15 protein-coding genes are annotated in these 14556 nt (G+C 72.1%); 1 reads left to right on the top strand and 14 read right to left on the bottom strand.

Translation table 11 applies throughout. The annotated features are described in order from the left end of the window. Positions 1-122 precede the first annotated feature (122 nt). The 5 genes from IEZ24_RS09300 to IEZ24_RS09280 form a co-directional block, all read right to left on the bottom strand. Positions 123-671, bottom strand: coding sequence for a P-loop NTPase family protein (locus tag IEZ24_RS09300; protein ID WP_129455509.1), 549 nt, complete (start codon positions 669-671; stop codon positions 123-125). Positions 672-700: 29 nt separating this feature from the next. Then, positions 701-1546, bottom strand: a complete 846-nt coding sequence (locus IEZ24_RS09295; RefSeq protein WP_129455508.1) for a PHP domain-containing protein — start codon at positions 1544-1546, stop codon at positions 701-703. Position 1547: 1 nt separating this feature from the next. Further along, the gene (locus IEZ24_RS09290; RefSeq protein WP_129455507.1) at positions 1548-2117 is read right to left on the bottom strand and encodes a histidine phosphatase family protein; all 570 of its coding nucleotides are present in this window, start codon (positions 2115-2117) and stop codon (positions 1548-1550) included. Positions 2118-2169: 52 nt separating this feature from the next. Further along, a complete protein-coding gene (locus tag IEZ24_RS09285; protein WP_129455506.1) occupies positions 2170-2355 on the bottom strand; it encodes a DUF5302 domain-containing protein in 186 nt (61 codons plus the stop codon). 70 nt (positions 2356-2425) lie between these two features. Then, positions 2426-3238 carry a class I SAM-dependent methyltransferase gene (locus IEZ24_RS09280; protein WP_129455505.1) on the bottom strand — a complete coding sequence of 271 codons (813 nt, stop codon included), beginning with the start codon at positions 3236-3238 and terminating at the stop codon, positions 2426-2428. Between the two features lie 36 nt (positions 3239-3274). On the opposite strand from IEZ24_RS09280, the gene IEZ24_RS09275 reads away from it, so the two are divergent. Next, positions 3275-4342, top strand: a complete 1068-nt coding sequence (locus IEZ24_RS09275; RefSeq protein ID WP_129455504.1) for a hypothetical protein — start codon at positions 3275-3277, stop codon at positions 4340-4342. Positions 4343-4354: 12 nt separating this feature from the next. Here the strand turns inward: IEZ24_RS09275 and IEZ24_RS09270 are convergent, their stop codons facing one another. From IEZ24_RS09270 to IEZ24_RS09230, 9 genes are all read right to left on the bottom strand, one after another. Further along, positions 4355-5386, bottom strand: coding sequence for a MaoC family dehydratase (locus tag IEZ24_RS09270; protein WP_224745072.1), 1032 nt, complete (start codon positions 5384-5386; stop codon positions 4355-4357). A gap of 57 nt (positions 5387-5443) precedes the next feature. After that, complete coding sequence (locus tag IEZ24_RS09265; protein ID WP_129455502.1) at positions 5444-6289, bottom strand: DUF1707 SHOCT-like domain-containing protein; 846 nt, start codon at positions 6287-6289, stop codon at positions 5444-5446. Positions 6290-6310: 21 nt separating this feature from the next. Further along, positions 6311-7321, bottom strand: a complete 1011-nt coding sequence (locus IEZ24_RS09260; RefSeq protein ID WP_129455501.1) for a sugar phosphate isomerase/epimerase family protein — start codon at positions 7319-7321, stop codon at positions 6311-6313. Then, positions 7321-8499, bottom strand: coding sequence for a Gfo/Idh/MocA family protein (locus IEZ24_RS09255; protein WP_129455500.1), 1179 nt, complete (start codon positions 8497-8499; stop codon positions 7321-7323). Before IEZ24_RS09255 ends, IEZ24_RS09260 begins: the two co-directional genes overlap by 1 nt. A gap of 28 nt (positions 8500-8527) precedes the next feature. Beyond that, entirely contained in the window at positions 8528-9370 is an 843-nt protein-coding gene (locus IEZ24_RS09250) for a sugar phosphate isomerase/epimerase family protein (RefSeq protein WP_129455499.1), read from the bottom strand. A 101-nt stretch (positions 9371-9471) separates the two neighbouring features. Next, positions 9472-10722, bottom strand: a complete 1251-nt coding sequence (locus tag IEZ24_RS09245; RefSeq protein WP_129455498.1) for a substrate-binding domain-containing protein — start codon at positions 10720-10722, stop codon at positions 9472-9474. Further along, on the bottom strand, positions 10722-11858 hold the full coding sequence (locus IEZ24_RS09240; protein ID WP_129455497.1) for an ABC transporter permease: 1137 nt from the start codon (positions 11856-11858) through the stop codon (positions 10722-10724). The genes IEZ24_RS09245 and IEZ24_RS09240 overlap by 1 nt, the downstream gene beginning before the upstream one ends. Continuing rightward, complete coding sequence (locus tag IEZ24_RS09235; RefSeq protein ID WP_129455496.1) at positions 11855-12991, bottom strand: ABC transporter permease; 1137 nt, start codon at positions 12989-12991, stop codon at positions 11855-11857. Before IEZ24_RS09235 ends, IEZ24_RS09240 begins: the two co-directional genes overlap by 4 nt. Continuing rightward, positions 12988-14532 carry a sugar ABC transporter ATP-binding protein gene (locus IEZ24_RS09230; protein WP_207206834.1) on the bottom strand — a complete coding sequence of 515 codons (1545 nt, stop codon included), beginning with the start codon at positions 14530-14532 and terminating at the stop codon, positions 12988-12990. The genes IEZ24_RS09235 and IEZ24_RS09230 overlap by 4 nt, the downstream gene beginning before the upstream one ends. Between the last annotated feature and the right edge of the window lie 24 nt (positions 14533-14556).

Genomic DNA, 14556 nt, shown 5'->3' with positions numbered 1-14556 from the left:
AGTCTCCCAGAGACCACCGACACTCCGACCTGCGAGAACAGGACCGTGGAGGAGCATTTCCGAACAGGTCTACGAGCAGATCCCCGGGCGCCAGGGACGCCTCGGCCAGGGAGAAGCCAGTCCTATCCCCCGAGCGCCGCGATCCACGCCTCCAGCTCCCGCGGCCGCCGGAACAGCAGCACCTCCGGCCCGTCGGGCGATGCGGCCCAGGCGCGCATCCGGGCCCGCTTGCGGGCGAAGGACCGGAAGTGCCAGCGGATGATCGACCGCCTGCTGAGCATCGCCCGCCAGGTCTCGACGTTGCCGTTGCACCGTGGCTCCTTCGTGACCGCCCCCGACACCGTCCGCCGCACCAGCCGGGACAGCGACAGCCAGCGCGGGTAGTCGAGGCCGACGACCAGCTGCGTGCGCGGGAGCACGAAGTCCAGCCAGGCGCCGTACGAGGAGTCGAGCAGCCACCGCTCCCCCGCGACGACCTCGCCGATCAGCTCCCGCTGGACCGCAGGGTCGACGGACACCCAGCCCGGGAGCCACGTGAGCTCGTCGACGAGGGTGACGGGGTGGCCCGTACGGGCGCCGATCGCGAGGGCCGCCGTGCTCTTGCCGCTGCCGGTCACCCCATAGACGAGGACGCGGTCCGGGAGCGGTTTCGAGGCTTGCTGCGCTCGCACCTCAACCACCGACGGACCCCGCTCGCACCTCAACCGTCGAGACGACGTGACGCCAGCGACATCAGGCGCTCGTACTGCTCGGGCTCGGTCGTGTTCACCCCGAGGTCGTGGTCGACCTTGCCGAGGCCGTGGTGGTCGCTGCTGCCGGTGACGACGAGGTCGAGCTCGCGGGCGATCGCGCGCAGCTCGGCGCGGGCGGCGGGCGCGTGGTCCTGGTGGTCCACCTCGATCCCGGCGAGTCCGAGGTCCTTGAGTCCGGCGAGGGCCTCGGCGTCGAGGACCGACCGGCTGCCGCGACCCCACGGATGGGCTACGACGGTGACGCCGCCGGCGGCGGCCACGAGCGGGATCATGTCCTCGAGCGCGGACGCGTAGCGGTTGACGTAGCCCGCCTGCCCCGGGCTCAGCAGGGTCGCGAAGGCCTCCGTCCGGTCGGCGACGACACCGCTGCGCACGAGGGCGTCCGCCACGTGGGGGCGCCCGGCGGCGACCGACCCGCCCGACTCCCGGCGTACGTCCTCCTCGCTGATGTCGATGCCGTGCTCGCGCAGGGCCGCGACGATCGCCGGAGTCCGGGCGGTGCGTCCCTCGAGGATGCGGTCGAGCTCGTCGACCAGCGACGGGTGGGTCGGGTCGGGCAGGTAGCCGAGCAGGTGCACGCCCCGGTGGCGGAACCGCGTGCTGATCTCGAGCCCCGGCACGAGCGTGATCCCGACCTCGTCCGCGGCCTGCTGCGCCTCGGCCCAGCCCGACATCGCGTCGTGGTCGGTCAGCGCCACCACGTCGAGCCCGGCCGCGGCGGCCTCGCGCACCAGGTCGCCGGGAGTGTCGGTGCCGTCGCTGGCCGAGGAGTGGGTGTGGAGGTCGATGCGCACGTCAGCTGTTCCACCGGAGCAGGGCGGGGTGCTCGCGCTCGAAGCCGAGCACCGAGACGGTCGAGGTGTCGAGCCGGAAGAACCGACCCTCGGCGGCGGACTGCTCCAGCCAGCGCGCGGTGAGGACGCGCAGCGAGTGGCCGTGCGCGAAGACCAGGGCACGGCCGTGCTCGCGGGTGCGGGCGACGACGCGGTCGAGACGGGCGGAGACCTCGTCCGCGCTCTCGCCGCCCGGAGTGGGGTGGGTCCACACCGTCCAGCCCGGGACGCTCTCGCGGATCTCGGCGGTCGTCACGCCCTCGTAGTCGCCGTAGGCCCACTCGACGAGGTCCTCGTCGACCTCCGCTTCGGCGAAGCCGGCCAGCTCCGCCGTACGCCGCGCGCGCCGGCGCGGGCTGGTCAGGACCAGGTCGAACTCCACCTCGGCCAAGCGCGGGCCGAGCCCGCGCGCCGCGGCCTCGCCGACGTCGGTGAGGGGCAGGTCGGTGGTCGAGGTGTGCTTGCCGTCGCGACTCCACTCGGTCTCCCCGTGGCGGACGACCCAGAGCTCAGGACCCGAGGTGGAGGACATGCGGGGAGTCTGCCACGTGCCGGCGGACGGGCCGTCCGCCGGCACGTGCGGCTCAGACGCCGCCGCCGCCCGCCTTGCGGCGGTGCATCGGCTTGGCGACGTTCTTGTCGTTGACCTCCGAGCCGTGGGCCTTCTCGCGCGAGTCGGCCCGGTCGTCCGGGTGGTCGTGGCCCTTCTTGCGATCGAGGGCCTCCCGCATCTTCGCCTTGATGTCTGCGTTGGGGTCCTGATCAGCCATGAGGTCCTCCTGGATCGATGACGGTCGGAGGACCACCCTGCCAAACGCAGCAAGCCGGGTCGAGGGGATATCAGGGCCGGCGCAGGACGTCGACGCGGCCGCGCAGGCCACCCGTCATGAGGTGGACCTGCCACCGGCAGTCGCCCAGCATCACGTCGTACGCCGCGTCCCCGAACTCGGCGCGGTAGCGACCCGGCTCGCGCAGCAGCCGCGCCAGGCGGAGCAGCGCGCGACCGCCGGCGCCCTCGTGCTCCTGCGACCACTCGCCCCACTCCGAGGCGAGGTCGAGGGTGTCGACCACCTCGAGCCCGGAGGCGGCGATCGCGTCGTCCAGCACGCGCGCGTCGACCGAGGAGGGCGCCACGCCCATCACGTCGAAGAGGCGGTCCGCGTCCTCGTCGGCGAGCAGGTCGGTCGCCACCGCCTGGTAGGCCACGACGTGGCCGCCGCGGCGCAGCACCCGGGCGAACTCGGCGTACGCGTCGTCGGGGTGGTCGACGTGGACCATCGCCTCGCGGCACCACACCAGGTCGAGCGAGGAGTCGGGCACCGGCAGGCGCGTGGCGGTGCCGCGCTCGAAGGCGAGACGTGCGGCGATGGCCGGGGCGAGGTCGCGCCGCGCCGTCCGGGCCAGGTCGAGGTGGCGCTGGACCGGGTCGATGCCGAGCACCCGGAACCCGAAGTGCGTGGCGAGCCGGGCGGCGTACGCCCCCTCCCCGCACCCGACGTCGACGACCCGGCTGTCGGGGCGCAGGTCCAGCTCGCGCACCACCTGGAGCAGCACCGAGGGATCGCGCGGGGCGAGGCTCTCGTCGAGGCGCGCGGCGAAGGCGGCCTCCATGCGCGGGTAGGTGTCGTAGACGAAGTCGGGGTCCCAGGCCACGGAACGAGTCTGCCGCCACCCAGTAGGGTCACCGGCATGGCTCGCCGCGTGTTCCTCCACGTCGGCACGGCGAAGTCCGGCACCTCCTTCCTCCAGGACCTCTGGTGGCAGCACCGCGACGAGCTGCGCGAACGCGGCCTGCTGCTACCGGGCGGGAGGCGTCGCGACCACTTCGCCGCCGCGGCCGTCGTCAAGGGCATGACCGCCGTCGTCGAGACGCTCCGCGACCGCGAACGCGACGCGTGGCGACGGCTGGTCGAGGAGACCAGCGCGTGGTCCGGGGACGCGCTCGTCACCAACGAGCACTTCTCCGACTCCCCGCCCGACGCCGCGGCCGCTGCGCTGGCCGACCTGGCCGGCGCGGCCGAGGAGGTGCACGTCGTGGTGACCGCCCGCGACCTCGGCCGCGTGCTGCCCTCCGCGTGGCAGCAGCGGGTCAAGATGGGCGCCCGTCAGCCCTACCGCCGCTTCCTCGCCACGGTCCGGCGCGGGGAGGACGACCAGAAGTTCTGGCGCTACCAGGACGTGCCGGCGATCCTGGGCCTGTGGTCCGCCGGGCTCCCCGACGCACGCGTCCACCTCGTCGTCGTACCTCCCGCCGGGGCGCCGCGCGACGAGCTCTGGCTCCGCACCGCCTCGGTGCTCGGGCTCGACGTGACCGGCCTCGACACCGCCGCGCGACGGCCCAACGACTCCCTCGGCCTGGTCGAGGCCGAGCTGCTGCGCCGCATCAACGAGCGGGTGCCCCGTCCCCGGCGTACGCCTGCCCTGACCCGCCACGTGAAGGGGACCTTCGTGCCCGAGGCGCTGGCAGGCTCCGCCGAGCGGGAGTCCTTCGTCCTGCCCGCGCGGCACCACGCCTGGGTCCGCGAGCGCTCCGAGGCGGTCGTCGCCGACCTGCGCGCCCGCGCCTACGACGTGGTGGGCGACCCCGACGAGCTGCTGCCGGCCGACCCCCGCGCGGGGCGTACGCCCGACGACGCCACCGACGACGAGCTGCTCGCGGCGGCGCGGGTGGTGCTGTCGCGGCTGGGGCTCCCGGACGCCCCCACCCTCGACGGGGCGCTCGACGTCGTCGCGGCCGAGCTCCTGACCCACCGCTGACCAGGGCGGGGCTCAGCGCGGGACGAGCGCCCAGTAGTCGAGGTCGAGCAGCACGCCGTCGGCGTACTTCTGGTCCTCGCCGCGCAGCGTCATCGACTCGTCGCGCCCCTTCGTCGCGACCAGCCGGAGGCGCAGCGCGCCGACACCCGGGGCGTCGAGCTCGGTCGTGTCGAGGACCTCGGACCAGGCATGGACGGTGTCGCCGGCGAAGGCCGGGGCGACGTGGGCGCCGGCGTTGATCGCCGCGACGAGCTGGGCGTTGGCGAGGCCGTTGAAGGACAGCGCCCGGGCGAGCGAGATGACGTGCCCGCCGTAGACGAGCCGCCGGCCGTCGGGGCGGGCGTCGGTGTTGAAGTGCACCTTCGCGGTGTTCTGCCACAGGCGCGTGGCCATCATGTGCTCGGCGTCGGTGAGGGTCACGCCGTCGACGTGGTCGATCCGCTCCCCCACCTCGTAGTCGCCCAGCAGGTGCGGCGAGCCCGCCGCCACCACGTCGTAGGCCGAGAAGTCCAGGCCGCCGGGCACGACGAGGTCGGCGGCCTCGACGGCCGGCGCGAGGTCGGGCACCACGGTGTCCGGTGCCGGTGAGTCGGCCGAGCGCTTGTGCACCATCACCCAGCGCGCCCAGTCGATCGCGGTCTCGCCGCGCTGGTTGGTCGCCGTGGAGCGCACCCAGACGACGCCGGTCCGGCCGTTGGAGTTCTCCTTGAGGCCGATGACCTCCGAGCGGGTGCGCAGCGTGTCGCCCGGGACGACCGGCAGGTGGAAGCGGCACTCGGCGTAGCCGAGGTTCGCGACCGCGTTCAACGAGACGTCGGGGACGGTCTTGCCGAAGGCGATGTGGAAGCCGACCAGCTCCTCCACCGGGTGCGGCGCGAGGCCGACCGACGCGGCGAACTCCGCCGAGGACGGCACCGCGAAACGCGTGGGGTAGATCGCACCGTAGAGCGCCCGGTCCCCCTCGGTCACCGTGCGCGGGGTGGCGTGCTCGATGACCTGCCCGAGCGTGAAGTCCTCGAAGAAGTTGCCGGCGTTCGTCTTCATGCCCGACATCGTGCCGCAGCGCGGGCCGCCGGGGCGGCCGCGGTCACGTGGGATGCATCACCCGTCGTGGGGGAAGCTGCGGAGCACCTCGCCGGAGAGCGTGGTCTTGAGGTACCCGCTCTCGTCGAACCTGTTGCCGATGTAGATGTTGACGGTCGGCACCTCGCTCCAGTCGTTGACCAGCACGTGCGTGAGCCGACCACGCTCCACGCGCAGCGTCTTCCTCGCCGTGGCGATGTTGGCGAAGAGCCGACGCAGGTCGAGGGCACCGAGGTCGATCACCTCGCCGGGCCCGCGTACGGCGGCCGCCTCGGTGTCCTGGGTCCACTCGCCATCCCAGGTCCACCGCTCGAAGCGCGGGCGGGATCCGCGTACCGGGACCTGGACGCCGACGCGGGTCGGGTAGAACCCCACGTCGTAGACGTCGAGGGTGCCGAACTCGCGCTCGTACGCCCGGACGAACCGGCGCACCTCGGGGGCCGTCATGGCGAACGACTGCTGCTCCTCGACGACGTCCACCTCTGCCGGCACCGGCACTGCCTCGCCGGAGATGACGACGGCTGGCGACTCGTCGGACTCGCCGGTGACGGAGAAGAGCGCGAGCCCGACTGCGCCGAAGATCAGCAGCACGGCAACCGTGATCACGGCGAAGGCGCCGCCGACCACGAGCTTCGCGGCTCGCGGTGCGGCCGCGGAGGGAGTGTCGACCCGCGCCGCGACAGGCACGGGACGATCCTGGAGGTCGCGCGTCAACGCGTCGAGCTCGTCGAGCGTCTGCGCGGTCAGCGCCCGTGAGACGCGCAGCTCGCGATCCTGCTCCCCCAGCTGCCCGTCGACGTAGGCCGCCTCGATGATGTCGACGTAGCGCTCACGATCGGCGTCCTTGGCCCGGAATCCCCCCATGCGCGGGAGTCTAGGGCTCGCTCAGCCCTCCGACTGCTTGCTGAAGGCCGCGTCGAACGACTGTGCCGGCGGGTCGAAGTCCAGGGCCCGCAGCCGGGCGAGCGCCTCGGGTGCGCCGCGCAGCCGATCCATCCCGGCGTCCTCCCACTCGACCGAGATCGGGCCGTCGTAGCCGATCGCAGTCAGTGTGCGGAAGCAGTCCTCCCACGGGATGTCCCCGTGGCCGGTGGACACGAAGGTCCAGCCGCGCCGCGGGTCGTCCCAGGGCAGGTGCGAGGAGAGGATGCCGTTGCGGCCCCCGCCCATCCGCATCCGGGTGTCCTTGCAGTCCACGTGGTAGATCCGGTCGGCGAAGTCGGTGATGAACGCGACGGGGTCGATGCCCTGCCACAGCATGTGGCTGGGGTCCCAGTTGATGCCGAAGGCAGGCCGGTTGTCGACGGCGTCGAGGGCACGCCGGGTGGTCCAGTAGTCGTAGGCGATCTCGGAGGGGTGGACCTCGTGGGCGAAGCGCACGCCGCACTCGTCGAAGACGTCGAGGATCGGGTTCCAGCGGTCGGCGAAGTCCTGGTAGCCCGCCTCGATGCGCTCCGCCGGGACCGGCGGGAACATCGCGACGTACTGCCAGATCGAGGACCCGGTGAACCCCACCACGGTCTTCACGCCGAGCTTCTGCGCGAGCCGGGCGGTCAGCTTCATCTCCTCCGCCGCACGCTGGCGCACGCCCTCGGGGTCGCCGTCGCCCCACACGCGCTCGCGCACGATGGCCTGGTGGCGGAAGTCGATCGGGTCGTCGCAGATCGCCTGGCCGGTGAGGTGGTTGGAGATGGCGTGCAGCTGCAGGCCGTGCTCGTCCAGGATCGCGAGGCGCTCGGCGACGTAGTCGTCGTCCTCCCAGCGCCAGGCGTCGAGGTGCTCGCCTGAGACGGCGACCTCGAGGCCGTCGTACCCCCACTCGGCGGCGAGGCGCGCCACCTCGTCGAGCGGCAGGTCGACCCACTGGCCGGTGAAGAGGGTGAAGGGACGACCCATCAGATGTGCTCCGTTCCTGGTCCGAGTCCGGTGTCGACGCGCGCACAGCTCCCACCCTGCGCGGAGCTGGCCTCGATCGCGGCCAGCACCCGCTGCACGGCGAGCCCGTCCTCGAAGGACGGCGTCGGCTCTTCGCCCGCGGCGAGCGCGGTGAGGAAGTCGGCGGCCTGGTTGGTGAACGTGGCGTCCCACCCCAGCACGTGTCCGGGCGGCCACCAGCCGTCGATGTAGGGATCGCCGGGCTCGGTGACGAGCTGGCGGGCGAAGCTGTCGCCGCCGTCGAGGCAGACGTCGAGGTGGTTGAGCGACTCGAGGTCGAAGCGCAGGGCCCCGGCGCTGCCGTAGACCTCGATGCCGAGGGCGTTCTTGCGCGCCGTCGCCATGCGGGTCACCTCGAGGCTGACCACCGCGCCACCGTCCGTACGCAGCGTGCTCCACGCGGCGTCGTCGACTGTCACGTCCTCGGGGCCGGAGGCGCCCGTGCGCTGCGGCACGAAGGTGTGGGTGATCGCGTTGACCTCGGTGACCTCCTGGCCGAGCAGGAAGCGCACCTGGTCCACGGCGTGCGAGCCCAGGTCCCCCAGCGCGCCCGACCCGGCGAGCTCGCGCCGCAGCCGCCAGGTCATCGGCGCGTCCTCGTCGGCGAGCCAGTCCTGGAGGTAGGAGATGCGGACCTGGCGCACCTCGCCGATGCGGCCCTCGGCCACGTGCCGGCGCGCCAGCGCCAGCGCGGGCACGCGCCGGTAGTTGAAGCCGACCATCGAGTGCACGCCGCGCTCGCGGGCGGCTCGGGCGGTGGCGACCATCTTCTCGGCCTCGGCCATGGTGTTGGCGAGGGGCTTCTCGGCGATCACGTGCTTGCCCGCCTCCAGCGCGGCGATCGCGACCTCGGCGTGCAGGTGCCCGGGGACGCAGACGTCGACGATGTCGATGTCGTCGCGCTCGATCACCTCGTGCCAGTCGGTCGCGGTCTCGGCCCAGCCGTACTGCGCGGCCGCGGCACCGACTGCGGCCGCGTCACGGCCGACCAGGACCTGCTGGCGTACGCCGGGTGCGCCGGGGCGGAGCGCGGCGACGTTGCGCCATGCGTGGGAGTGCGCCTTGCCCATGAAGGCGTAGCCGATGACGGCGACTCCCGGGGACCCGGCGGCGCCCGAGGCGCTGGGTGTGCTGGTCACGTGCTTCTCCTGACGTGGTGGCAGTCGCTCAGGCGAGCGACCGGAGGAAGGACAAGCCGTCTCGGGCGAGCTCGTCCTGGGTGGGTGCCAGCGGCCGCCAGATGGAGGCGGCCGTGGCGATGGAGGCGTTGTCGGCGGTGAAGCTCTCGATGACCAGGGGACCGTCGTAGCCGACCTCGTCGAGCGCGCCCACGAAGGCGGGCCAGTCGGTCTGGTCCCCGCCCGGCGCGCCACGGTCGCTGCCGCAGACCTGGACGTGCGCCAGGTGCGGCCCGGCAGCGCGGATCGCGTCGGCGCTGGAGCGCTCCTCGATGTTGAGGTGGTAGCTGTCCAGGGCCAGGCCGAGTCCCTCGCCGAGGAGTGGCTCGAGCGCGGTGAGGGCCTGGTCGACGGTGTTGATGAGGGACGTCTCGTAGCGGTTCAGCGGCTCGACACCCAGGCGTACGCCCTGCGCGAGCGCGTGGTCGACGACCGGCGCGAGGTGGGTGCGGAGGTCGCCGTACGCCGCGTTCCGCTGGTCGGCGTCCATCCGCCACACACGACCGGTGGCGGCGTAGAAGGGTCCGCACACCGAGCGTGCCCCGATGCCGGCGGCGAAGTCGACGCAGGCACGGAGGTAGTCCTGCGTGGCGGCCACGCAGGACGTGTCCACGAGGTCCCGGCCCGGCGCCATCGCCCCGACGACGCAGGGGGTCAGTCCGGTCTCGGCGAGCACCTCGGCCACGACGGCGACGTCGAGGTCACCGGCGTTCTCGAGGGGGAGCTCGACGGCGTCGAAGCCCATGCCCGCGACCCGGCGCAGCAGGTCGGCCACTCCCGCATCGGTGAGCGGGGAGGTCCAGACCCACGTGTTCACGCCGATCTCTCGCATGCCGGTCGGTCCTTCTCGCTAGGGGTCTTCCCACAAGGGTGGCTGAGGGTCGGTGGGCCGGGCGCGGAGCCCGGCCCACCGATGGGTCGATCAGTGCCGGATCAGGGGATCTGGCGCTCCTGCCAGACCTCGGGGTAGCCGGGCAGGTCCTCTCCGCCGAACTTGGCGTAGTGGCCGTCGGGCATGCCGTCGTTGGCCTCGAGGTAGTCACCGCGCTCGTCCTCGGTGATCGGGACCTGCGGCAGGACCCACTCCTTCGGGACCTCCTCGCCGGCCCAGATCTTCTCCAGCGCGAGGAGCGGCGTGCGCCACTGGAAGTTGGAGTAGACGGGCGCGAGGCCGGTCAGGCCGGTCTCCTCCCACTTGCGCAGGAAGCTCATCTCGTCCTCACCGGTCATGACCGGCAGGTCGGCCCCGAAGTCCTCGAAGGCCTCGATGGCCGCGACGGCACCGTCGCCGGCGTCCATCCAGACGCCCTGGACCTCACCCTTGTTGAGCTCGTCGGTGATGAAGGTCTTGATCTCGGTCGGGTCGGCACCGGTGAAGAAGTCCACCGCCTCGATGCCGTTCTCCTCGAAGAGCTTCTCGGCCGCGGCCCAGCGCTGCTCGAGCACGTCGACGCCCGGCAGGATGCGCAGCGCGACGACCTTGTCACCCTCCTCGAGGTTGTCGATGAGGAACTCGGCGGTGTCGATGCCCCACGCGAAGCCACCGATCGGGTGGATGAAGGTGGTGGCGCAGTCGGTCTCCACGCCGCGGTCGAAGACCACGACGGGCTTGCCGGTCTCGCACGCGCGCTCGACCGCGTCGGTCATGGCGGCGGTGGAGTTGGGCGAGATGATGAAGGCGTCGCAGTTGCCCTCGGAGATGAAGTAGTCGATGTCGGCGATCTGGGTGTTGTCGTCGTCGCCGGCGTCACGGGTCTCCATCTCGGAGATGACGCCCTTCTCCTGCAGGGCCTCGAGCTGCTGGTTCATGGTGATCCAGCCGGTCTGGCGCCACGGGTTGGAGATCGAGGCGTTGGCGAAGCACGCCTTGCCCGCCTTGTTGGACTTGTACTCGGCGGTGTCGGTCATCTCACCGTCGATGTACTGCAGCCACGGGGTCGCGGAGTCGCCCTCGAAGGTCGCCGAGCGCTGCTCGTACTGCTCGTCGTAGACGGCCTGGTCGAACCATTCCTGCTCGTCGGCCGGGCTCTCCTCGGAGGCGTCCGGGGACTCCGAGGTCTCCGAGCTCTCGTCGGTCCCCGAGGTGGAGTCCGTCGGGTCCTCGGTGCTGCAGGACGTGGCGAACACCCCGAGCAGCAGGGCCGAGGCCACGGCCATCGGCGCGCGGTGGATCTTTCGGCGCATCAGATTTCTCCTGTTTCAGTGCCCGGGCGGGCAGTGGTGGGTGATGGTGCGGGTGCAGCAGGTGGTGCGGGTGGTGAGGCCCGAGAAGGTCGCCGGCCGAGGGACCAGGCGCGGCCGGCAGCGGCCACGGCGAGGATGATGATCACGCCCTGGACCGTCGGCCTCCAGGTGGATTCGACCTCCTGGAAGTTGAGGAACGAGAAGAGCAGCTCGAGCGCGAAGGCACCGGCCGCGGCGGAGAGGAGCCAGCCGCGTCCGCCGCCGAGGACCACGCCGCCCAGCACGACGGCGGTGATCGCCTGGAACTCGTAGCCGGCCCCGACCGAGGGGTGCACGCCGGCGTAGCCGACCAGCAGGATGCCGGCAACCGTGGCCGAGAGGGACGAGAGCATGAAGGCGCGGGTCTTGACCCACCACACGTGCGCGCCGGCAAGCGCGGCGGCGTCGGGGTTGTCGCCGGTGGCGATGATCGTCCGGCCGAACGGCGAGCGCATCAGCCACACGCCGGCGACCATGATCGCCACGAGGATGATCACGGGGTAGGGCAGCACCTCGACGACCGGCACGTCCTGGATCCCGCCCCGGCCGATCTCGCGGAAGGTGTCGACGGGGTTGCCGGTGGCAGCGCCGCCGGTCAGGAACCGGACGAGCCCGCCGAGCGCCAGCATGGTGCCGAGGGTGACGATGAAGCTCGGCACCCGCAGCAGCGTCGTGCCGAGGCCGTTGACCAGGCCGACCAGGGCGCCGATGACGAGCATCAGCACGATGGCGGGCAGCACGCGTCCCTCGTCGTCGCCGATGTAGTTGCCGGCGATGACCACCTGGGTGGCGATCACCGCACCCATGGAGAGGTCGAACTCGCCGGAGACGATCACGTAGTACTGGCCCATGGCCGCGATCGCGATCGGCGCGGTGCGACCGATGAAGCGGATCAGCTGCGGCGGCTCGCCGAAGGACGGGTTGGCCGAGACGACGGCGACGAAGAGGATCGCGGCGAGGATGAAGACCGCGCCGCCGGGGGTCACTGCAGCGCGCAGCACCCGCTGGACCGTCGAGCCCTCGGTGAGCGGGAGCGTGCGACCCGCACCGCTGGCGGAGCTGCTGGCGGAGCTGCTGACCGGGGTCGTGGCGCTCATGCCCGCTCCCCCTTCGTGGACGGGCCCGCCGAGGACGGGACGGGGAGGACGGGTCTGGAGGCACCGAAGCGCGGTGGGCGGCGTACGACGCTGCGGCGGGCGTAGACGGCGACCGCCAGCACGATCACCAGGCCGCGGACGAAGTCCTTGAGGAACGGGTTGACCTGCATCACGCCCATGACGTTGTCGAGGACCGCGAAGATCGCGACGCCGCCGATGGTGCCGACGACGCTGCCCTTGCCGCCGGCGAGCAGGGTGCCGCCGAGGACGACGGCCGCGATGGAGAGCAGGTCGTAGCGACCCTGCGACCCGATCGTCGGGGAGCCGACACCGGTGCGGGAGAGCAGGAGCAGCGCGGCGAGGCCGGCGAGCACCGAGCAGAGCACGTGGGCGGCGACCACCGGGAGTGCGGTCCGCACGCCGGACATCCGCGCGACGGCCTGGTTGCCGCCGATGGCGTAGACGTGGTGGCCCAGCCGCGTGTAGCGGAGCAGGAGCGTCACCAGGACCGCGCAGACCAGGAGGATGATGAACGCGGTGGGGATCCACCCCGCGATGCCGCTGCGGCCCAGCAGCCTCAGGTCGGGGGCGGCAGCGCCGTGGCTGCCCTGGTAGTTGGTGCCGAGGTAGCCGCTCACGACCAGGCCGATGCCGAGGCTGGCGATGAAGCCGTGCACGTGCAGCAGGCTGACCAGCAGCCCCATCACGAGGCCGATCACCGCGCACAGCGCCAGGGTGTTGACGACCGCCGCTGGGATGTTGCTGTCGAGGCCCTTCATGCCGCCGGCCGCGATCACGGTCGCCAGGCTGACGACGTAGGGCACCGACAGGTCGAGGCTGCCGACCAGGATCACCAGGGTCTGACCGATGGCGATCAGGCCGAGCACGCTCATCGCGGTCAGGACGGCCCACACGTTGCCCTGGCTGAAGAAGTTGCGGCCCTCGACCCCGGTCAGCACGGCCGAGGTGGCGACGACGGCGACCAGCACGAGGTAGATCAGGGCGGTCGAGTCGAGGCGCCGGCGCTCTGCCTTCGGGCGCGCGGCGCGCCGGCGGCGTACGGACTCCTGCGGCTCCGCGGCCGGCTCGGGGGTCCCGGCGGTGGGGTCGGTGGTCGCTCTCGTGCCGTTCATGCCGCTTCCCCTTCCGTGGCGGCTCCGGTCGCCATGGCCAGCACGGCCTCCTCGCTCGATCCCGCCGGCAGCTCGCCGGCGAGGGTGCCGTCACGCATCACGAGGATCCGGTCGGACATGCCGATGACCTCGGGGAGCTCGCTGGAGACCATCAGGACCGCGACTCCCTGCCGGGTCAGCTCGCGCATCAGCTCGTAGACGCGGTGCTTGGCGCCGACGTCGATGCCGCGAGTGGGCTCGTCCATCAGCACGACGAGCGGGTCGATGCTCAGCCACCGGGCGAGCACGACCTTCTGCTGGTTGCCGCCGGAGAGGAACTGCACCTCCTGGCCCAGGCTGGCGGCCGCGACGTCGAGCCCGGACAGCACGCCCGGCATCTCGCGGCGCGCCGCGCCCGTGCGCCGGGGGAAGACCGAGCGGACGACCCCGAGGGCGTTGTCGAGGATCGACTGGTTGAGGGCCAGGCCCTTGGCCTTGCGGTCCTCGGTGATGAAGGCGAGACGGGCGCGTACGCCTTGGCGTGGGCTGGTGACCTTCAGTGGGGAGCCGTCGAGGGTGATCCCGCCGCGCGCGACGGGGTGGACGCCGAAGACCGTCTCCAGCAGCTCGGTGCGGCCGGAGCCCTGGAGCCCGGCGATGCCGACGATCTCGCCGGCGCGCACGTCGAGGGTGATGTCGTCGACGTAGCCGTTGCCGACCCCCGACAGCGCGAGCCGCACGTCGCCGACCTCGACGTCGGCCGGCTTCTCGGGGAAGTACGTCGTGAGCGGGCGCCCCACCATGAGGCGTACGAGCTCGGCCTCGGAGAGCTCCCCGGCCGGGCGGGTCGCGACGTGCTGGCCGTCCTTGAGGATGGTGATCGTCTGGCAGAGGTCGAAGATCTCCTTGAGCCGGTGCGAGACGTAGACGATCGCGACGCCGCGGTCGGTGAGCCGCTGGATGATCGAGTAGAGCAGCTCGACCTCGTGGTCGGCGAGGGCCGCGGTCGGCTCGTCCATCTGGATCACCTTGGCGTCGAAGCTGACCGCCTTGGCGATCTCGACGATCTGCTGCTCGGCGACCGAGAGGCTGCGCACGAGCATGCCGGCCTTGAGGCCGGCGACGCCGAGTCCGGAGAGCAGCTCGTCGGTGTCGCGGCGCATCTTCGCGGTGTCGACCGGCCCGACCCGGCCGAAGCGGCGCGGCTCGCGGCCGAGCCAGATGTTCTCGGCGATCGTGCGCTCGAGGAGGAGGTTGAACTCCTGGAAGACGGTGGACACGCCGGCGCGCTGCGCCTGGACCGGGTGGCTGAAGGAGGCCTGCTCACCGCCGACGACGATCGTGCCGCTGTCGGGGGTGTGGACACCCGCCAGCATCTTCATCAGCGTCGACTTGCCGGCACCGTTCTCGCCGACGAGCCCGTGGACCTCGCCCGCCCGCAGGGTCAGGTCGAGTCCGTCCAGCACGGTGTTGCCGAAGAAGCTCTTGGTCATGCCGGTCGCGACGAGTGCGTTCTCGGCGGCCGTCTCGGTGGAGCGCTCGGTGGAGTGGTTCGGGGGCACGGCGTCACTGTGGCATGTGTCACG

The organism is Nocardioides ganghwensis (genome assembly GCF_014779655.1).
GTDB classification, from domain to species: domain Bacteria; phylum Actinomycetota; class Actinomycetes; order Propionibacteriales; family Nocardioidaceae; genus Nocardioides; species Nocardioides ganghwensis.
The sequence above is the reverse complement of the archived record's forward strand: the minus strand, read 5'-3'. Positions and strand labels throughout refer to the sequence as shown.